This is a genomic window from Oceanicella actignis (assembly GCF_008124525.1).
In the GTDB taxonomy this organism is placed as follows: Bacteria; Pseudomonadota; Alphaproteobacteria; order Rhodobacterales; family Rhodobacteraceae; genus Oceanicella; species Oceanicella actignis.
The window spans coordinates 60,807-79,813 of record NZ_VNHJ01000005.1 but is presented as its reverse complement, the minus strand read 5'-3'; the positions used below and the strand labels follow the sequence as shown (position 1 = coordinate 79,813).

General features: G+C 74.7%; 16 protein-coding genes and 1 tRNA gene. 6 read left to right on the top strand and 11 right to left on the bottom strand.

All coding sequences use genetic code 11. The annotated features are described in order from the left end of the window. Window positions 1–52 precede the first annotated feature (52 nt). Window positions 53–715, top strand: a complete 663-nt coding sequence (locus LY05_RS08715; protein WP_148922873.1) for a nitroreductase — start codon at window positions 53–55, stop codon at window positions 713–715. A 315-nt stretch (window positions 716–1,030) separates the two neighbouring features. Here LY05_RS08715 and LY05_RS08710 read toward each other — a convergent pair. Then, window positions 1,031–1,107, bottom strand: a tRNA-Arg gene (locus tag LY05_RS08710). A 68-nt stretch (window positions 1,108–1,175) separates the two neighbouring features. After that, window positions 1,176–1,439, bottom strand: coding sequence for an accessory factor UbiK family protein (locus tag LY05_RS08705; protein ID WP_148922872.1), 264 nt, complete (start codon window positions 1,437–1,439; stop codon window positions 1,176–1,178). Between the two features lie 128 nt (window positions 1,440–1,567). On the opposite strand from LY05_RS08705, the gene LY05_RS08700 reads away from it, so the two are divergent. Genes LY05_RS08700 through LY05_RS08690 form a run of 3 tightly spaced genes read left to right on the top strand, consistent with a single transcriptional unit; the run spans window position 1,568 to window position 5,152 of the window. Further along, on the top strand, window positions 1,568–2,968 hold the full coding sequence (locus LY05_RS08700) for a leucyl aminopeptidase family protein (protein WP_148922871.1): 1,401 nt from the start codon (window positions 1,568–1,570) through the stop codon (window positions 2,966–2,968). Next, window positions 2,965–3,948 carry a C40 family peptidase gene (locus tag LY05_RS08695; RefSeq protein WP_148922870.1) on the top strand — a complete coding sequence of 328 codons (984 nt, stop codon included), beginning with the start codon at window positions 2,965–2,967 and terminating at the stop codon, window positions 3,946–3,948. The genes LY05_RS08700 and LY05_RS08695 overlap by 4 nt, the downstream gene beginning before the upstream one ends. A gap of 31 nt (window positions 3,949–3,979) precedes the next feature. Next, the gene (locus tag LY05_RS08690; protein ID WP_148922869.1) at window positions 3,980–5,152 is read left to right on the top strand and encodes an amino acid aminotransferase; all 1,173 of its coding nucleotides are present in this window, start codon (window positions 3,980–3,982) and stop codon (window positions 5,150–5,152) included. 100 nt (window positions 5,153–5,252) lie between these two features. On the opposite strand, the gene LY05_RS08685 is transcribed toward LY05_RS08690, so the two are convergent. The 4 genes from LY05_RS08685 to LY05_RS08670 all read right to left on the bottom strand — a co-directional run bounded on the left by LY05_RS08685 (window position 5,253) and on the right by LY05_RS08670 (window position 11,897). Beyond that, on the bottom strand, window positions 5,253–5,897 hold the full coding sequence (locus tag LY05_RS08685; protein ID WP_170258910.1) for a LolA family protein: 645 nt from the start codon (window positions 5,895–5,897) through the stop codon (window positions 5,253–5,255). A gap of 65 nt (window positions 5,898–5,962) precedes the next feature. After that, the gene (locus tag LY05_RS08680) at window positions 5,963–8,551 is read right to left on the bottom strand and encodes a DNA translocase FtsK (protein ID WP_249041912.1); all 2,589 of its coding nucleotides are present in this window, start codon (window positions 8,549–8,551) and stop codon (window positions 5,963–5,965) included. After that, entirely contained in the window at window positions 8,548–9,795 is a 1,248-nt protein-coding gene (locus LY05_RS08675) for an aminotransferase class I/II-fold pyridoxal phosphate-dependent enzyme (RefSeq protein ID WP_148922867.1), read from the bottom strand. Before LY05_RS08675 ends, LY05_RS08680 begins: the two co-directional genes overlap by 4 nt. A 767-nt stretch (window positions 9,796–10,562) precedes the next feature. Next, entirely contained in the window at window positions 10,563–11,897 is a 1,335-nt protein-coding gene (locus LY05_RS08670) for an amidase (protein ID WP_249041911.1), read from the bottom strand. Between the two features lie 182 nt (window positions 11,898–12,079). Between LY05_RS08670 and LY05_RS08665 the strand changes: the two genes are divergently transcribed. Further along, the gene (locus LY05_RS08665) at window positions 12,080–13,306 is read left to right on the top strand and encodes an FAD-dependent monooxygenase (RefSeq protein ID WP_148922866.1); all 1,227 of its coding nucleotides are present in this window, start codon (window positions 12,080–12,082) and stop codon (window positions 13,304–13,306) included. Between the two features lie 51 nt (window positions 13,307–13,357). Here LY05_RS08665 and LY05_RS08660 read toward each other — a convergent pair whose 3' ends face one another. Together LY05_RS08660 and LY05_RS08655 are read right to left on the bottom strand one after the other, a co-directional pair. Beyond that, window positions 13,358–14,947 (bottom strand): class I adenylate-forming enzyme family protein, encoded by a 1,590-nt coding sequence (locus LY05_RS08660; protein WP_211356305.1) that lies wholly within the window; start codon window positions 14,945–14,947, stop codon window positions 13,358–13,360. A gap of 114 nt (window positions 14,948–15,061) precedes the next feature. Then, entirely contained in the window at window positions 15,062–15,997 is a 936-nt protein-coding gene (locus tag LY05_RS08655; protein WP_148922865.1) for a DMT family transporter, read from the bottom strand. 79 nt (window positions 15,998–16,076) lie between these two features. Here LY05_RS08655 and LY05_RS08650 point away from each other — a divergent pair, with 79 nt between their 5' ends. Then, complete coding sequence (locus tag LY05_RS08650; protein WP_072747298.1) at window positions 16,077–17,000, top strand: LysR family transcriptional regulator; 924 nt, start codon at window positions 16,077–16,079, stop codon at window positions 16,998–17,000. Window positions 17,001–17,005: 5 nt separating this feature from the next. On the opposite strand, the gene LY05_RS08645 is transcribed toward LY05_RS08650, so the two are convergent. From LY05_RS08645 to trxA, 3 genes are all read right to left on the bottom strand, one after another. Continuing rightward, window positions 17,006–17,161 (bottom strand): Trm112 family protein, encoded by a 156-nt coding sequence (locus LY05_RS08645; RefSeq protein WP_072747426.1) that lies wholly within the window; start codon window positions 17,159–17,161, stop codon window positions 17,006–17,008. Window positions 17,162–17,436: 275 nt separating this feature from the next. Further along, window positions 17,437–18,090: an LON peptidase substrate-binding domain-containing protein gene (locus LY05_RS08635; protein WP_072747297.1), complete on the bottom strand. Its 654-nt coding sequence runs from the start codon at window positions 18,088–18,090 to the stop codon at window positions 17,437–17,439. Between the two features lie 3 nt (window positions 18,091–18,093). Further along, window positions 18,094–19,002, bottom strand: coding sequence for a thioredoxin (gene trxA, locus LY05_RS08630; protein WP_072747296.1), 909 nt, complete (start codon window positions 19,000–19,002; stop codon window positions 18,094–18,096). Window positions 19,003–19,007: the final 5 nt, after the last annotated feature.

Below are 19,007 nucleotides of genomic sequence, written 5' to 3'. Positions count from 1 at the left end.
AAGAAAGGCGAGGCTGCGGCGCCGCAGAGTCGAACCCCAACGGAGGCCCCGCATGAACGTCAGCGAAGCCGTCGCGCGCCGCATCTCGGTCCGCGCCTTCCTGCCCGACCCCGTCCCGCGCGCGCTGATCGCCGAGGTGCTCGAGAAGGCCGCCCGCGCGCCCTCGGGCGGCAACCTGCAGCCCTGGCTGGTCACGGTTCTGGAGGGTCCGTCCATGGCGCGCTTTCGCGAGACCATGCGCGCGCGCCTGGCGCAGGGCGGGCCGGACCCGCTCGAATACCCGATCTATCCCGAGAAGCTGCACGAGCCCTACCGCACCCGCCGCCACCGCGTGGGCGAGCAGATGTACGCCCTTCTGGGCATCCCGCGCGAGGATCGCGCCGCCCGGCTGCGCCGCCTTCAGGCCAATTACGACTTCTTCGGCGCCCCGGCGGGCCTGTTCGTGCATGTGGACCGGCGCATGGGCGCCGCCCAATGGGCCGATCTGGGGATGTTCCTGCAAACGGTCATGCTGCTGTTCGTCGAGGCCGGCTACGACACCTGCGCGCAAGAGGCCTGGGCCTGGCATCACCGCACCGTGGACGCCTTCGTCGGCGCCGATCCGGCGACGATGCTGTTCTGCGGCATGGCGATCGGCAAGCGCGACCCGGACTCGCCGGTCAACCGCCTGCGCGCCGAGCGCGCGCCGCTGGAGGAGTTCGCGCGGTTTCTCTGACGCTTCGCCGCCCGACGCTTCGCCGCGCCCGGCGGCCCGAGGGGGCGGCGAACGGCCGGCCCCGGCCACGGCGCGCCCCAAGCCTTGCATGCCACGGCCCCGGCGGCCGGAACGCGGCGATACCATGAATCGCCAAGAGCGCGGCGCGTCCCGCGGCCGGGCCCGCCCGCGCCACCGCCGCCGCGAAAACGGCGGCGCGCCCATGCCGCGTCCATCGGATGGCTGCCGGCGGCGGGCATCCCGCGCAACGCGGCGATCCTCGCCCCGCCCCGACCCGCCCCGCCCCGCCTGTCTTTCCAAGGCCGCCGGTCGGGCTGGCGACCCCGGCAGGACTTGAACCTGCAACCTATCCCTTAGGAGGGGATTGCTCTATCCAGTTGAGCTACGGGGTCCGCGCGAGGGGCGTTGTATCCCTCGCGGCGCGGCGGATCAATCGCGCATTCGCGCGGGCCGGCGGCCCTCAGTCCTCGGGCTCGATGCCGTCCATGCGCGCCTCGAGCGCGGCGACCCGCGCGGCCAGCGCCTCGTTCTCCTCGCGCGCCTTCGCGGCCATCTCGCGAACGGCCTCGAACTCTTCGCGCGTGACGAAGTTGTTGTCCGCCAGCCACCGCTCGAGCAGGCTTTTCATCGCCGTCTCGGCCTCCTGCCGGGCGCCCTGCGCCACGCCGGCGGCGCTGGTCATCAGCTTGGCCAGGTCGTCGAAGAAACGGTTCGTGCTGGTCATCGTGGCGCCTCCTTGGGTTTCGACGCCACATATGGCCCTCGCGCGGACGATTCGCCAGCCCCGCGCCCCCTTGCCTTGCGCTGGCGGCCCGCTACGCTGCGCGCGACCCGACGTTCAGGAGAAGCCCGATGAGCGAAGCCCTGCTTGCCGCCCCCCCCGAGAACGCCATCCCCATCCGCCTTGCCCCCGAGGGCGGCGTCGAGGCGGCGCTGGCCGGCCTGCCCGACAGCGCTGCGGCCTATGCGCGCGCCATGGGATTCTCGGGCAAGCTCGGCCGCTGGCTGATCCTGCCCGGACCCGACGGCGCGCCGGCCGCGGCGCTGGCGGGCTGGGGCGACGCGAAGGCCCGCGCGCGCACGCGCTTCGCCCTGGGCGCCTTCGCCGAAGCCGCCCCCGCCGGCGTCTGGCGGCTGGACGCGCCCGAGCTGACGCAGGACGAGCGCGAAGAGGCGGCGCTGGGCTGGCTGCTGTCCCGCTACCGCTTCACCCGCTATCGCGACGCCAGGCTGGCCGATGCGCGGCTGGTCGCGCCCGAGGGGGTGGACCCCGAACGGGTGGCGCGCATCGCCCGCGGCGTGTTCCTGGCGCGCGATCTGATCAACACCCCGGCCGAAGAGATGGGCCCCGCGCAGATCGAGGAGGCCGTGTTCGACCTGGCGGCGCGCCACGGGGCGGCGGCGGACTCGATCGTGGGCGATGCGCTGCTCGAGCGCGGCTTTCCGCTGATCCACGCGGTCGGCCGCGCCGCCGCCCGCCCCCCGCGCCTGGTGGGCATGGAATGGGGCGACGAGGACGCGCCGCGCGTGACGCTGGTGGGCAAGGGCGTGGCCTTCGACACGGGCGGGCTGAACCTCAAGCCCGGCGGCTCGATGGGCCTGATGAAGAAGGACATGGGCGGCGCGGCGAACGTTCTGGGCCTGGCCTCGATGATCCTCGAGGCGCGGCTGCCCGTGCGCCTGCGCGTGCTGATCCCGGCGGTCGAGAACGCCGTCTCCGGCGCCGCTATGCGCCCGGGCGACGTGCTGCGCAGCCGCAAGGGCCTGACGGTCGAGATCAACAACACCGACGCCGAAGGGCGCCTGGTGCTGGCCGACGCGCTGGCGCTGGCGGACGAGGAATCGCCCGATCTGCTGATCGACATGGCCACGCTGACCGGCGCGGCGCGCGTGGCGCTGGGCCCCGAGCTGGCCCCCTTCTACACCGACGACGACGCCTTGGCGCAGGCGCTGAGCGAAGCCGCCCAACGCGTTCGCGACCCGCTCTGGCGCATGCCGCTCTGGCCCGGCTACGAGCCGATGATCGAACCGGCCATCGCCGATCTCGACAACGCGCCGGCGGGCGGCTTCGCCGGCTCGATCACCGCCGCGCTGTTCCTGCGCCGCTTCGTCGAACGCGCCCGCGCCTGGGCGCATTTCGACATCTACGCCTGGAACCCGAAGGCCGCGCCCGGCCGGCCCAAGGGCGGCGAGGCGCAGGGCGTGCGGGCGCTGTTCGAGGTCATCGCGCGCCGCTACGGGGGCGACGCATGAGCGCCCCGCGCGATGGCGCCGGCCCCGTCCGCGGCGGCGCCGGGGCCGCCGGGCGGGCGGCGGCGACCGCGGCGGGAGCGGGCGCGCCTGCCGCCGCGGAGGCCGCCCGGCAGACCGGCCGACGCGCCGGCACGGGGGCCGACGCCCGGCCCCCCGACCCCCGCCGCCACGCCTGGCGCGAGGATCTGGCCGACGAGGCCCTGCGCGGGCGCGTGCGCGCGCGCCGCTTCGTGCGCCCCGGGCGCATGCGCGTCGTCCGCCCGGTGCTGGACCTGCGCGCGGCGCCCGGCGCGGCGGGGCTCAGCTCGCAGCTGGTCCTGGGCGCCGAGGCGGCGGTGTTCGAGATCGCCGACGGCGTCGCCTGGCTGCAATCCCTGGCCGACGGCTATGTGGGCTACGCCGACGCCGCGGGCCTGGCGCCGGCCGCGGAGCTGCCCGCGCCGCGCTGGCGCATCGCCGCGCCGCTGGCGCATGTCTATCCGCGCCCCGACATCAAGACGGCGCCCCTCATGACGGCGCCCATGAACGCCCAGCTCGACGGCGAGCCCGAAGGCGACTTCCTGCGCACGCCCCTTGGCTTCGTGCATCTGCGCCACGCCGCGCCCATCGACGCGCCCGCGCCCGATTTCGTCGCCGAGGCCGAGCGCCTGCTCGGCGCACCCTATCTGTGGGGCGGAACGACGGCGCTGGGCATCGACTGCTCGGGCCTCGTGCAGACCGCCATGGCCGCCGCCGGGCGCGCCGCGCCGCGCGACAGCGACATGCAGGCCGCCGAGCTGGGCGCGCCGCTGGCGCCGGACGCGCCGTTGCGGCGGGGCGATCTGGCGTTCTGGCGCGGACATGTCGGCATCATGCTCTGCGAGCGGACCCTGCTGCACGCCAACGCCCATCACATGGCCGTCGCCGCCGAGCCGCTGGCCGAGGCGCGCGCGCGCATCGCCCGCCAATACGGCGAGATCACCGTCTTCCGCCGCCCCTGACCCGCCCCTCAACCCAAGCCGAGGACGCCCCATGCTGGAGCAGCTGGCCGCCGCCGAGCCCGACCCGATCATCGCCCTCATCGCCGCCTTCCGCGACGACCCGCGCCCGGACAAGATCGACCTTGGCGTCGGCGTCTATCGCGACGCGGCCGGGCGCACCCCGGTCTTCGCCGCCGTCAAGGCGGCCGAAGAGCGGCTGTGGCGCGAGCAGGACACCAAGACCTATCTCGGCCTCGAGGGCGACCGCGCCTTCGTGGACGCGGCGGCCGAGCTGGCGCTGGGCGCCGACGGCGCGGCCCGCGCGACCGGGGCGCAGGCCGTAGGCGGCTCGGGCGCGCTGTTCGCGCTGGGGCGGCTGGCGAAGCGCGCGAACCCGGAGGCGACGGCGCATCTGCCCGACCCGACCTGGCCGAACCATCGCAACCTTCTGGGCGCGGCGGGGCTGAAGCTGGCCAGCTATCCCTACATGCGCGGCGGGGCGCTGGATTTCGACGCCATGCGCGCCGCGCTCGAGCGGCTGGGCCCCGGCGACGTCATCGTTCTGCACGCCTGCTGTCACAATCCCACCGGCATCGACCCGACCCCCGAGCAATGGGCCGAAATCGGCCGCATCGCCGCCGGGCGCGGCTGGACGCCCCTTTTCGACATGGCCTATCTGGGCTTCGGCCAGGGGCTGGAGCCCGACGCGCAAGGCATGCGCGCGGTGCTTGCGGCGGTTCCCGAGGCGCTGGTGGCGCTGTCCTTCTCGAAATCCATGGGGCTGTATCGCGATCGGGTCGGCGCCGCGCTGGTCGTGACGGCCGACGCGGATGCGCGCGCGCGCGCCCAGGCGGCGCTGGCCGCGATCAACCGCGAGACCTTCTCGATGCCGCCCGATCACGGCGCGGCGGCGGCGCGCCTGACGCTGACCGATCCGGCGCTGCGCGCGATGTGGATCGGCGAGCTCGACGCCATGCGCGCGCGCGTCGCGGCCAATCGCGCGGCTCTGGCCAGCGCCCTGGCGCGCGCGACGAACGACGCGCGCTGGGCGCGGCTGGCCGAGGGGCGGGGGATGTTCTCGACGCTGGAGCTGGACGCCGCGCAGGTGCGCGCCCTGCGCGAGCGGCGCGGGGTCTACATGGCGCCGGGGGGGCGGATCAACTTCGCCGGGCTCGACCCCGCGCGCGCCGATCAGGCGGCGGCGGCGATCGCCGAGGCGCTGTAAGCGGGCGCGCCGTCGCGGCGCGGCAAGCGGGCGCGCGGCGCTGCAAGCGGGGCGCGGCTGCGCCGAGGCTCGGCGCGGAGGGCACGCCTCGGCGCAGGCCTCAGCGCAGCTCGCCGCGGGTGCGGCGCGGGGCGCAGATGTCCAGCTCGACGCGCTTGGGCAGGAACTTCTCGATGCCGATCTCGACATTCGTGCGCACCTCGCTCAGCGCGACGGTGGTCGACTGCCCCTGCGCGTCGGTCACGACCCACTGGCGCAGCTCGAGCGGCTGCTCGGTGAAGATCAGCGTCAGCGCGCCCTGGTCGGGCGCGTCCGGGTCCACGGCGGTCACGCGCATCTGCCCGGCGCGGCGCTCGATGGCCTGCACCGCGCCCTCCTTGCGCAGGTCCACCCGGTCGCGCAGCAGGATGTCGAGCGGCGTCTGGCTCAGGGGCAAGGTCTGCTGCGAGCAGTCGCGCAGGTCGAACACCACCACCCAGGTGCCGTCCGCCACCACCAGCGTGGGGTTGGGCGGCGTGTATTCGAAGCGGATCTTGCCCGGGCGCGACAGGTAGAAGCGCCCGTCCGAGGTCTCGCCGTTCGGGGCGATCTGCACGAACGCGCCTTCGGCCGTGCGCATGGCGTTGAGATAGGCGCTGATCCGCGCCAGGTCGCGCGCATCCTGCGCGCGGGGCTGGGCGGGGGCGAGAAGCGCGCCGGCGACGGCCAGGGCCGCTGCAAGCGCGAAGCGTGGGATTCGTTTCATCATGTCCGTCATCTAGGCGCGCCGCGCGGCGATTGCATGGCGCCCGGTTGAAAAAAGCGCGGCGATCAGACCTCGCCGATCAGAATCTCGCGCTTGCCGACCTTGTTGGCCGGGCTGACGACGCCCTGCGCCTCCATCTGCTCGACCAGGCGCGCGGCCTTGTTGTAGCCGATCGCGAGCTTGCGCTGGATGTAGGAGGTCGAGCACTTGCGGTCGCGCGCCACGATGGCCACCGCCTGATCGTAAAGCTGGTCGTCGCCGGCGCTCTCGCCGCCCAGCCCCAGCACCAGGTCGATGTCGGCGGCGGCCTCCTCGTCGGGGCCCTCGGTGACGCCGCCGACATATTCGGGCTCGCCCTGGGCCTTGAGGTGGTTGACGATCTCTTCGACCTCCTCGTCCGAGACGAAGGGGCCGTGGACGCGGGTGATGCGCCCGCCCCCGGCCATGTAGAGCATGTCGCCCATGCCCAGCAGCTGCTCGGCGCCCTGCTCGCCCAGGATGGTGCGGCTGTCGATCTTGGAGGTGACCTGGAAGCTGATTCGCGTGGGGAAGTTGGCCTTGATGGTGCCCGTGATCACATCGACCGAGGGCCGCTGCGTGGCCATGATCAGATGGATGCCCGAGGCGCGCGCCATCTGCGCCAGGCGCTGGATGCAGGCCTCGATCTCCTTGCCCGCGACCATCATCAGATCGGCCATCTCGTCGACGATCACGACGATGAAGGGCAGCTCTTCGGGCTCGTATTCCTGCGTCTCGAAGATCGGCTCGCCGGTGTCCTCGTCGAAGCCGGTCTGGATGGTGCGGGTGAAGGGCTCGCCGCGGGCCAGCGCGTCGCGCACGCGGGCGTTGTAGCCCTCGATGTTGCGCACGCCCATGCGCGACATCTTGCGGTAGCGCTCCTCCATCTCGGCCACGACCCATTTCAGCGCCACCACCGCCTTCTTGGGGTCGGTCACCACCGGGCTGAGCAGGTGCGGGATGCCGTCATAGACCGACAGCTCGAGCATCTTGGGGTCGATCATGATCATGCGGCACTGCTTGGGCGACAGCCGGTAGAGCAGCGACAGGATCATGGTGTTGATGGCCACCGACTTGCCCGAGCCGGTGGTGCCCGCGATCAGCAGGTGCGGCATGCGCGCAAGGTTCGTGACCACCGCCTCGCCCGAGATGCTCTTGCCCAGCGCCAGCAGCAGCCCGTCCTTCGCGTCGCCGAAGGCGCGGGATTCGAAGATCTCGCGCAGCAGCACCTTCTCGCGCCGCTCGTTGGGCAGCTCGATGCCGATGATCGAGCGCCCCGGCACCGTCGAGACGCGCGCCGACAGCGCCGACATCGAGCGCGCGATGTCGTCGGCCAGCCCGATCACGCGGCTGGCCTTGAGGCCGGGCGCGGGCTCGAGTTCGTACATCGTCACCACCGGCCCCGGCGAGACGCGCACGATCTCGCCGCGGATGCCGTAATCGTCCAGCACCGTCTCGAGCATGCGGGCGTTTTCCTCGAGCGCCTCGTCCGAGACCTGGTTGCGCACGATCTCGCGCGGGTTCTGCAAGAGCGAGAGCGGCGGCGGCTGATAGCCTTCGGGCTCGGCGTCGGGGTCGAGCGGCAGCCTGGGCTCGGCCTCGGCGCGCGCCTTGCGGCTGACGGCGGCGCTCTTGCGCGCGCGCTCGACGCGCGGCGCGGGGGCCGTCTGCGCGGGGTCGGGCGCGGGGTCGGCGTCGGCCTCGTCGTCCTCGCGCGCATTGGCGCGCCGGAAGGCGGCGGCCGCCAGGCGCGCGGCCAGCGAGGCGCTCTGCTGCTCGTCCCCCTCGGCGGAGGCGTCGGGGGCGTCGGCGGCCTCGGGAGCCTCGGACGCGCCCGAAGCCGCGGCCGCGCCCGCGCGCAGCGTCGGCTCGGCCTGGCGCGCCGCGCCCACCGCCGCGGGCGGCTCGAGCCGCTGCGAGCGCGGCCGCGTCAGCGCGCGGCGCAGCCGCCGGCCCAGCGCCAGCCCCGCCCGCGCCAGCGCGCGCCCGGCCAGCCGCGCCGCGGCGCCAAGGCCCGCCCCCATCCAGCGGCCCAGGGCGCGCGTTTCGTCCCCGTCAAGCCCCAGCGCCACGCCGCCCAGCCCCAAGGTCGCCGCCCCGAGCGCCGGCGTCAGCGCCAGCAGCGCCGTCCCCGCGTCGAGGGGCGCAAGGCGCAGCAGCCCGCCCGCCAGCGCGTCGCCGATCCAGCCGCCGAGGCCGTAGGGATGCGGCCATCCCTCGGGCGGCGCGTGCAGCGAGGCGAAGGCCGCCCCCACCGCCACCGCCAGGGGCGCGAAGAGCCCCAGCCGCGACCAGATGCGCCACTCGCCCCGATGCAGCGCCAGCCGCACGCCCCAGACCAGCAGCGCCGCGGCAAGCCCCCAGGCTGCCCAGCCCAGAAAGCGGGCCAGCGGATCGGCCAGATACGCGCCGGGCGCGCCCAGAAGGTTGCGCGGCGCCTCGGCCCCGACGTTGAAAAAGCTGGGATCGGCCGGGTCGTAGCTGCCCAGCATGGCCGCCGTCGCAAGGCCTGCGGCGAACAGCCCCGCGCCCGCCAGCTCGATCAGGCGCCGGCGCAGGGCGCGGGCGGCGGCCGGGGGCAGGAAGCTGCTCTCGATCACGTCGTCGTCGCGGTCGGGGTCCATCAGCGCGGTCATCGTCCGTTCTCTCGCCCGGTCTTCTCGGCGGCGCGCGCCATCATCGGCCCAAGCCGGCGGCGGATGGCCTCGAGCCCGCGGCGCGTCTCGTCCTCGGGGGCGACCAGCGCCACCCGCAGCCAGGCCGCGCCCGGATCGCCGCCGCCCAGCCAGTCGGGCGCGGGGCGCGACAGATAGGCGCCGGGCAGCGCGCGCACGCCCTCGCCGCGCCACAGCTCGAGCGCCGCCGCCTCGCCGTCGCCCACATGCAGCCACAGGAAAAAGCCCGCGGCCGGAGAGGCGTAGCCGGGCAGATCGCCCAGGATGCGGTCGGCCTCGTCGAACTTGCGGCGGTAAAGGGCGCGGTTGCGCTCGACATGCGCCTCGTCGCGCCAGGCGGCCTCGGCGGCGTGCTGCGCCGGCAGCGGCAGCGGCGCGCCGCCATAGGCGCGCAGGCGCAGCATGGCGGCGATCGTCTTCGGCCCGCCCGCGCAAAAGCCCGAGCGCAGCCCCGGCAGGTTCGAGCGCTTGGACAACGAGTGAAAGGCCAGCACCCTTTCGGGATCGGCGCCGGCCGCCTGCGCGGCCTCGAGCGCGCCGGGGGGCGGGTCGCCGCGGTGGATCTCGGCGTAGCACTCGTCGGCGAAGATGCGGAAATCGTGCCGCTCGGCCAGGTCGATCAGGGCGCGCCACCATTCGGCCGAGGCCACCGCCCCTTGCGGATTGGCCGGCGAGCACACATAGACCGCCGCCGTGCGCGCCAGCAGATCGGCGGGCAGCGCGGCGTAGTCGGGCAGATGCCCGCTTTGGGGCGTCGCGGGGACGTAGACCGGCTCGGCCCCGGCGGCCAGCGCCGCGGCGCCGTAGCACTGGTAGAAGGGGTTGGGCATGAGCACCGCCGGACGCGCGCCGTTCTTGCGCTCGGGACACAGGGCGAGGCAGGCGGCGAACAACCCCTCGCGCGTGCCGTTGAGCGGCAGCACATGCCGGTCGGGGTCGGCGCGCTCTTCGCTCAGCCCGTAGCGGCGGCGCAGCCAGGCGGCGATGGCGTCGCGCAGGCCGGGCGTTCCCTCGTTGGGCGGGTAGCGGCCGTATTCGTCCGCGTGCCGCGCCAGCGTCTCGGCGACGAAGGGCGGCGGCGGGTGACGCGGCTCGCCGATCGACATGGCCAGCACGGGGCCGCCGGGCGCATGCGCGTCAAGCAGCGCCCGCAGCCGCGGGAAAGCGTAGTCCGGCAGGTCTTGGAACCGCTCGGGCATCTGCATGCGAAACCGCCTCGATCCTCGCGCCCCATCTGGCGCGGGGCGTCGGCGCTCACGATAGCCGAGCGGCGCGCGCAGGTCCAGAAGCCCGCCCCAAGGGCGAATGTAGATGCGCGCATTCAACCGACCGGAAAGGCAGGCGCCCGCCGGCGCGCATGCGCCTCATGTCACGAGCGCACCCTTGCGCAGGCTGTCCCCTCCCCCGCGCCGGGCCGCCCGGAACCCGCCGCGCCCGCAGCGCCCCGGGACGCGCCCTCGACGCCGGCGGCGGCGCCGGCAATGCACGGGCCGCGCCCGCAATTGCCCGGGGACCGCGCCCGCAATGCCCGGACCCCGGCCCGGCCTGAAGACGACCGGCGCGGCCACGCCGCCGCCGATCGCGATGCGGCCATGGCGCCGCCCCGCCCGCGCCGACCACGCGCCGCCGCCGCCCGGCCTGCGGGCCGCCTCGACGCCCGCGCATGGATCGGCCGGGCCGCCGCGCGCACGCTTGCGCGGCCGCCGTCGCAACGCCCGGGCCCGCGCTTGGGCAGCCGCCGTTGCGACGCCCGAGTCAGCGCGCCGGAGGGCGGAACAGGGGGCGCCTGCGCATGGCGCGTCAGGCGGCCAAGGGCCGGCGGGCGCCCGAGCCGGGCGACGGCCCGCGGGGCAGAGGGTGCGTGTCGCCCGCGGCGCCGGACGGCGCTGCGCCCCGGCGATTCATGCGCGGCCGGCGATCCCGGCCCATTGAGCGCGCCGCCCGCGCCGTGCGCGGACGGGCGCGCGCGGCGTCAGGCCAGCGCCCGCTCGACCGCGACGCCAAGGCGCGCCAGCTTGCCCTCGCGCCGCGGGGCGGCCATCAGCATCAGCCCGCAGGCGGGAACGCCCGTCGGCACGCTCAGCGCGCACAGCCCCAGAAGGTTGCCCGCGCGCGTGTTGCGCAGCGCCATCAGGTTGCGGTCGCGGTAGTAGTCGCCATCGGACAGCAGCCGCGAGACCGAGGGCGGCAGAATCGGCGCGGTCGGCGCCAGCAGCGCGTCGTGGCCCGCCAGGCGGGCGGCATGTTCGCGGCGCAGCGCCTCCATGCGGCGGCGGGCGCGCAGATAATCGGCGGCGTTGACCTCGCGCCCGGATTCGAAGCGCGCGCGGATCTGCTCGAACATCAGCGCGCCGTCGCGCGCGATGCGCTCGCCCCACAGCGCCCAGGTCTCGGCCCCGAACAGCGGCGTGCTCAGCTCGAGCGCCTGCGCGACGTGATCAAGGCGCAGGCGCGCGATGCGGGCGCCGGCGCGCTCGAGCCTGCGCAGCGCCTCTTCGAAGGCGGCGCGCGGGGCGTCCTCGACCCCTTCGAGCAGCGCGCCCTCGTCCACCGCGAACACGGCGCCGCGCAGCGAGGCGCCCTCCAGATCCGGCGCCTTGGCGCGCGCCATGATCGCCGTCAGCCGCGCCGCGTCCTCGACCGAGCGGCACAGCGGGCCGACGGTGTCGAACAGCTCGGACAACGGCACGACGCCGTCATTGGGGATCAGGCCCGCCGTCGTCTTGAGCCCGACGAGGTCGTTCCAGGCGGCGGGCACGCGCACCGAGCCGCCCGTATCAGATCCCACCGCCGCCGCCGCCAGCCCGAAGGCCACCGAGGCCGCCGCCCCCGAGGACGAGCCCCCCGGCGCCCAGTCGGGGTCATGCCGGTTGGGCGGCGTCGCGGTCACGGGGTTCACGCCCAGCCCCGAGAAGGCAAGCTCGCTCATATGCGTCTTGCCCAGGCACACCAGCCCCGCGCGCGCGGCGCGGGCCAGCGCCTCGGCGTCGCGCGCGGGCACGCGGCCGCGCAGCAGCGCCGAGCCCGCCTCGGTGGCGGTCCCGGCCGTGTCGAACAGGTCCTTCCAGCTGATCGGAACGCCGTCGAGCAGGTTGCGCCGCAGCCCCGCGCGGGCGCGGCCGGCGGCGGCGGCGGCCTCGGCGCGGGCGCGCTCGGGCGTCAGGCGGGCGTAGATGCGCGCGCCGTCGGGATGGGCCTGCGCCGCGTGCAGGAAACCCTCGGTCAGATCGCGCGGATCGAGCCGCCCCGCCTCGATCGCCCGGCCCAGATCGCTCGCCGTCATGCGCTGCCAATCGGCTTCGGTCATGCGCTTGTCCTCCCGCGTCCCCGACTCGTCGCCGCAGGCTAGCGGGGCCGAGCGGTGCGGGCAATCGGCCGGGCGGGGCGCAGGGAGGGGGGCACGGAGGGGCGCGGCGCATCCGCGCCGCCCGGGCCGCGCGACGCATCGCGCCATGGACAAGCGCCCCTCGCGCGCCATAGTGCAGGGCCATGAGCAAGGATGCGGACGTCATCATCGTCGGCGGCGGCCTGAACGGCCCCGCCCTGGCACTGGCCTTGGCGCAAGGGGGGCTGCGCACGATCCTGTGCGACGCCCTGCCCCCCGAGACCCGCGCCGATCCCGAGTTCGACGGGCGCGCCTATGCGCTTTCGCTCGGCTCGCGCCGCATGCTCGAGGCGCTGGGCGTATGGCCGCGCGTCGCCCCCCATGCCCAGATCGTGCGCGAAGTGACCGTCACCGACGCCCGCCCCGGCGCGGCGCCAAGCCCCTTTTTCGCGCATTTCGACCATGCCGAGATGGACGAGGGCCCCGTCAGCCAGATCGTCGAGGACCGCTTTCTGCGCGCCGCCCTTCTCGAGGCCATGGCCCGGGAGCCGCTGATCGACCATCGCGCGCCGGCGCGGGTGACGGGATTCGCGGCGGACGACGCCGGGATCGAGGCGCGGCTTGACGACGGAACCGCCCTGCGCGCCGACCTTCTGGCCGCCTGCGACGGACGCGACAGCCCCATCGCCCGCGCCGCGGGCGTCAACCGCGTGGGCTGGGATTACGGCCAGTCGGGCCTCGTCTGCGCCATCGAGCACGAGCGCCCCCATGGCGGCCGCGCCTGGCAGCAGTTCCTGCCCGCGGGGCCCTTCGCCGTGCTGCCCCTGCCCGGCGACCGCAGCTCGATCGTGTGGTCCGAGCGCCGCGACGAGGCCGCGCGCATCGCCGCCCTGCCCGACGCGGCCTATCTGGACGAGCTGCGCGCGCGCATGGGCGGCTTTCTGGGCCGGATTGCCCTGGCGGGCAAGCGCTACGCCTATCCGCTTCGCCTGTCGCTGGCCGAAGAGTATGTGCGCCCGCGCCTTGCGCTGGTGGGCGACGCGGCGCACGGCGTGCACCCCATCGCCGGACAAGGGCTGAACCTGGGCCTCAAGGATGCGGCGGCGCTGGCGCAGGTGGTGGTCGAGGCGCGCCGGCGCGGCGAGGATGCCGGCTCTTTCGCCGCGCTCGAACGCTACCAGCGATGGCGGCGCTTCGACGACACGCTGGCCGCCTTCGGCTTCGACCTGACCAACCGGCTGTTCTCGAACGACGATCCGCTTCTGCGCCCGGCGCGCGACGTCGGCATGGCGCTGGCCACGGCCTTCGCGCCGGCGCGGCGCTTCTTCATGCGCCAGGCGGCGGGCCTGTCGGGCGAGCTGCCGCGGCTGATGGAGGGCCGCCCGCTCTGACCCTCGCCCCCGCGCCCATGCGCCCCTTCCGCCCCCCGCGCGCGGGCCGGTTCAGCCGCCGGCGGCCTCTTTCCAGTAGGGCGCGCGCAGCTCGCGCTTGAGGACCTTGCCGATCTCGGAGCGGGGCAGCGACTCGCGCAGCTCGATCCTGCTGATGCGCTGGACCTTGCCAAGGCGCGCATTGACCCATTCGCGCAGCGCCTCGGGATCGGGGCGCGCCCCGGCGCGCGGCACGACCAGGGCCAGCGGAGTCTCGCCCCACTCGCGCGAGGGCACGCCGATCACCGCCGCCTCGGCCACGTCGGGATGGGCCAGCAGCTCGCGCTCGAGATCCGCGGCGAAGACGTTGAACCCGCCCGAGATGATCATGTCCTTGCGCCGGTCCAGCAGCTCGAGAAAACCATCCGGGTCAAGGCGGCCCATGTCGCCGGTGCGGATCCAGTCCTCGCCCTCGGGACTGCGCCAGATGGCCTCGCGCGTCTTGTCGGGGGCGTTGCGATACCAGGTCATCATCATGGGCGAGCGGCCCAGGATCTCGCCCACCTCGCCGGGGGGAAGGGGGCGCATCTCCTCGTCCACGATCAGGATGTCGGCGCCCTCGGCGGGGCGGCCGACGGTGTGCAGCTTGTCGGGATGGGCGCGGCAGTCGAGGATGGTGGACAGTCCGCCCTCGGTCATGCCGTAGATCTCGATCAGCTCGCCCGGCCAGCGGGCCAGGATCTCGCGCTTGAGGGCGACGGGCAGCGGCGCGCTGGTCGAGAGCTTGACCCGGAACGACGACAGGTCGGCCGCATCGAAGCCGGGCGCGTCGAGGATGCGGCGATACTGGACGGGCACCAGCATGGCGTGGGTGGCGCGATGCGCCTGCGCCAGGCGCAGGAAGCCCTCGGCGTCGAACTTGCGCATCAGCGCCAGCGTTCCGCCCTCGGCCAGCGTCGGCAGCGCCGCGACCAGCGTGGTGTTCGAGCACAGCGGCGTCGAGGCGATCGAGACCACGTCGGGCCCGTAGCCGAACAGCGCCATGCGGCGCAGCTGGCGCAGGCGGAACTTGTGGTCGTGCTCGATGCCCTTGGGCACGCCCGTGGTGCCGGACGAGAAGATCATGTCGAACGGATCGTCCAGCCCCGCCGGAGCCTCGGGCGCGTCCTGCGCGCGGGCGCCGGCCAGCCAGTCCTCGAGCGCGTCCAGGGCGACGGGCGCATCGGCGCAGCCCGGCGCCGCGCCGGCGGCCGCGCGGGCCTGCGCCATGGCCGCGTCGGTGGCGAAGAGCAGCCTCGCCTCGGCGTTCTCGAGCATCGCGGCCAGCACCTCGGGCCGCATCCCCGAGGGCAGCGGCGCCGCGCAGGCCCCCGCCGCGATCGCGCCCAGGTAAACGGCCAGATGCTCGGCCGAGCCCTCGCCCAGCGTGGCGACCACGTCGCCCCGTCCCAGCCCCAGCGCGGCCAGACGGGCGGCGACTCGGTCGATCAGATCGACCAGCTCGGCCCAGCTCAGACGGCGCGCGCCGTCGATGACCGCGACCGCGTCGGGGCGCGCGCGCGCATGGGCGCGCAGGCGGGGGATGAAGGGCTCGAGCGGGGCATCCATCGGCTTGGGGACGATGCGCCGCGGGGCCTGGGCGGCGGCCTGGGGTTCGGACATGGGGCGCTCCTGGCGGTTGCGCGCCGTCGAAACGGCGTTCCGCAACATTCATAATCCCCCGGCGGGCAGGCGCGCAACAACCCGCGCCGCCAGGGCGCGCAGCGGCCGGCGCGCTCAGCGCGGGGGGCGCGTGGTCTGCCACACGCCCAGAACGATCATCGCCCCGCCCGCCAGCATGGCGGGCGTCAGACTCTCGCCCAGCAGGACGACGCCGAACAGAACGCCGAAGAAGGGAACCAGATTGCCGAAAGCCGCGGCGCGGGTGGGCCCGAGCGCGCGCACGCCCTCGTAATACCACACGAAGGGAACCACCGTCGCGCCCACGGCCAGGAACAGCACGGTCAGCCAGGCGGCGGCGCCGGGCGCGCCGACCAGCGCCGGCGCCCCGCTCAGCGCCAGCGTGGCGGCCAGCAGCGCGAAGCCCCAGGCGGCGGCATAGGCCGTGGCGGTCAGCGGCGTCAGCCCCGTCAGCGCCGCGCGCCCCACCATCGTGTAGGCCGCCCAGGCCGCCACCGCGCCCAGCATGAACAGCTCGCCCGCCCCGAACGAGGCCGCCACGTCGGCCAGCATCGCCCCCGGCGCGCCGCGGCTGGCCAGGATCGCCGCCCCGACCAGCGCCGCGAGGATGCCCGCCCATTTGCGCGCGCCCAGCCGCTCGCGCGTCCACAGCGCGCCCACCAGCGCCACCGCCACCGGGCTGAGCGCGACGAACAGCGCCGTGCGCGAGGCCGGCATCCGCGCCAGCGCGGCGAAGAAGAACAGGTTGTAGGCGAACACCCCCGTCGCGCCCAGAACGAGGGTCTGCGCCGCCTGGCGCAGGCTCAGGCGCGGCAGGACCCCATGCGCGCGCCGCGCCAGCCACAGCAGGATCGCCGCGGCCAGCGCGTAGCGCGCGGCGGCGGCGCCCAGCGGCGTGAAGGACTCGGCGGCCACGCGCCCGGCCGAGAACCCGCCGCCCCACAGCATCGCGGCCAGGATCAGCTTGCGGCGCACCGCGCCTTCGGTCGGGGCGGATGGCGCGGGCGAGTGGGCGAGCGATGCGGCGGTCATGGGGGCTCCTGCCTTGGGGGCGCTGGTCGCGGCATGTGTTTTCAGTTATGCACGGTCATGGTCAAACAAGGATTTGCTCATGACGTTCGGACAGCTCGAAATCTTTGCCGCGCTGGCCGATGCGGGCGGCTTCACCGCCGCAGCCGCGCGGCTCGGCATCAGCCAGTCGGCGGTGTCGCACGCCATCAGGGCGCTCGAGGCCGATCTGGGCGTGCCGCTCGTCAACCGCGCCAAGGCCCGCCCCGAGCCGACCGAGATCGGGGCGCTGCTGCTGACGCGGGCGCGGGCGGTGCTGGGGCTGGCCGAGACCATGCGGCAAGAGGCCGCGGCCTATCGCGGCGTGCGGCTGGGCAGCCTGCGCATCGGCTCCTTCGGGCCGACGGCGACGCTGCACCTGCTGCCGAATCTGCTGGCCGCCTTCCGCGCCGACTGGCCCGGCGTCGAGGTGCTGGTCGAGGAAGGCGACGACGAGACCGTGCTGCGCTGGCTCGAGGAGCGGCGGGTGGACGTGGCCTTCGCCGTGCTGCCCGACGAGCGCTTCGACGCCCACCCGCTGATCGAGGACCAGTTCGTCGCGCTGCTGCCGCAGGACGATCCGCTGGCCGCGCAGCCGGCCGTGACGCTGCGCGAGCTGTGCGCGCGGCGCTTCATCATGACCGAGGCCGGCTCGCAAGGGGTGATCGGGCGGCTGTTCTCGGAGGCCGGGCTGCGCCCGAAGATCCACGCGCGCACGGCGCAGGTGCTCAGCACGCTGGCCATGGTCAGCCGCGGCGAGGGGGCGGCCGTGGTGGCCGAGCTGGCCATGCCGCCCGTCGCGGGCTTCGAGGGCTTCGCGGTCAAGCCGCTGGACCCGCCGCGGCGGCGCTCGGTGGGGCTTGCGCTGCTGCCGGGGGCGCCGGCCTCGCCGGCCGCGCAGGCCTTCGTGCGCACCGCCGCGCAGCTGCGGCGCGGGGGCGGGCTGCTGACCTGGCGCGGCGTGCTGGCCGGCGGGCGCGTGGCCTGAGGCGCTCAGTCCTCGAGCCGGCGCGCCTCGGACACGAGCATCACCGGAATGCCGTCGCGGATCGGAAAGGCCAGCCTTGCGGCGCGCGAGACCAGCTCCTGGCGCGCGCGGTCATAGACCAGCGGCCCCTGGGTGACCGGACAGACCAGCGCCTCGAGCATCCTGCGCTCGGCGCGCAGGCGTTGATCGGCGCGGGCGGCGAGGGCCGGATCGGGCGCGGCGCCCGATTCCATGCCCGGTTCGACACCCGTCTCCCCGCCCGGCGCGGCGCCCGGTTCCACGCCCGGCCCGGCGCCCGTCTCCCCGCCCGGCCCGGCGCCCGGTTCCACGCCCGGCCCGGGGCCCGCATCGGCGGCGCGATCGGAGCTTGCGCCGGGCGCGGCGGCGTCGGGGTTTGCGGCGTTCGGGTCCTTGGCGTTCGGATGGCTGGGGGCGGTCATTGCACCGATCCTTCGTCGCCGCCCGACACGATGGCGAAGCGCATCAGGGCGGTCAGGGTTTCGCGCCGCTCGGACAGGCTGGGCGCCTCGAGCAGGGCCTGCTTCTCTTCGACCGAGAAGGGACACAGCATGGCCAGCGAGTTGACCAGCATCTCGGGTTCGGCCTTGCGCAGGCTTTCCCAGTCCGAGCTGAGCTGCGCCACCTGGAAAAAGCGCATGAGCAGCTCGAGAAAGGCGTCGCGGTCAAGGCCGGGGTCGTCCTCCTCGCCTTCGAGATCGCCCAGGAACGAGCGCCAGTCCGCCTCGACCCGCCGATAGGGGGCGAAGCCCTCGAGCTCGCGCGCGACGCGAAAGCGGCACACCCCCGACAGCGTGATCAGATAGCGCCCGTCCTCGGTCTCGGAAAACGCCGTCAGGCGCCCGGCGCAGCCGATGCGCCGCAGCTCGGGCGGCTCGCCCGCGCGCGATTCCAGCGGCTGGACCATGCCGATCAGGCGGTGCTCGGTCTTCATCACATCCTCGAGCATGGTCAGATAGCGCGGCTCGAAGATATTGAGCGGCAACCGCCCGCGCGGCAGAAGCAACGCCCCCGGCAGCGGAAACACCGGGAGCGCGTCGGGCAGGTCGGCGGGGGCGAAGCGGCGCGCCATGCCTCAGGCGTAGATCATCGAGGTGAGCCGGCGCCGTCCGCGCGCGACGGCCGGGTTCTTGGGCCCGAGGCTGTCGAACAGCTTGAGAAGGCGGTTGCGCGCGGCCTGGTCGTTCCACTCGCGATCGCGGCGGAACAGCTCGAGCAGCTCGTCGATCGCGCCCTCGGCGTCGCCCTTGGCGATGAGCGCATCGGCCAGCGCCAGCCGCGCCTCGTGATCGTCGGGGTCGGCTGCGAGGCGCGCGCGCAGCTCGCCCTCTTCGCCCGCGCCGGCGCTCAGCTCGGCCAGCTCGATCTGCGCGCGGGCGGCGGCGATGGGCGCGGCGTCGCGCCTGGCGGGGGGCACGGCGTCGAGCGCGGCGCGGGCGCGGTCGATCTCGCCCGCCGCAAGATGGGCGCGGGCAAGCCCGCCGACGGCGTCCAGGTTCTCGGGGTCTTCCTCGAGAATCGCGCGGAACACCTGCGCGGCGTCGGCGAACTGGCCTTCCGCCAGCATCTCTTCGGCGGCGGCCAGCGCCTCTTCCATGCCGGCGTCCGGGCTCCCCAGCGCGGCCACGCGCTTGACGAAGGCCTCGACCTCGGCCGGGGGCAGCGCGCCCATGAAGCCGTCGACCGGCTGGCCGTCGACGAAGGCGTAGACCGCCGGGATGGACTGGATGCGCATCTGCGCGGCGATCATCTGGTTCTCGTCCACATTGACCTTGGCCATGCGGACCTTGCCCTTCTGCGCCTTCACCGCGGCCTCGAGCGCCGGACCCAGCGCGCGGCACGGGCCGCACCACGGCGCCCAGAAATCGACGATCACCGGCGTCGTGCGCGACGCCTCGACCACATCGGCCATGAAGGTCGCTTCAGAGACGTCCTTGACCAGATCGCCGGCGGGGGCGGCGGAGGACGAGCCGAGTTCAAGCATGGGTT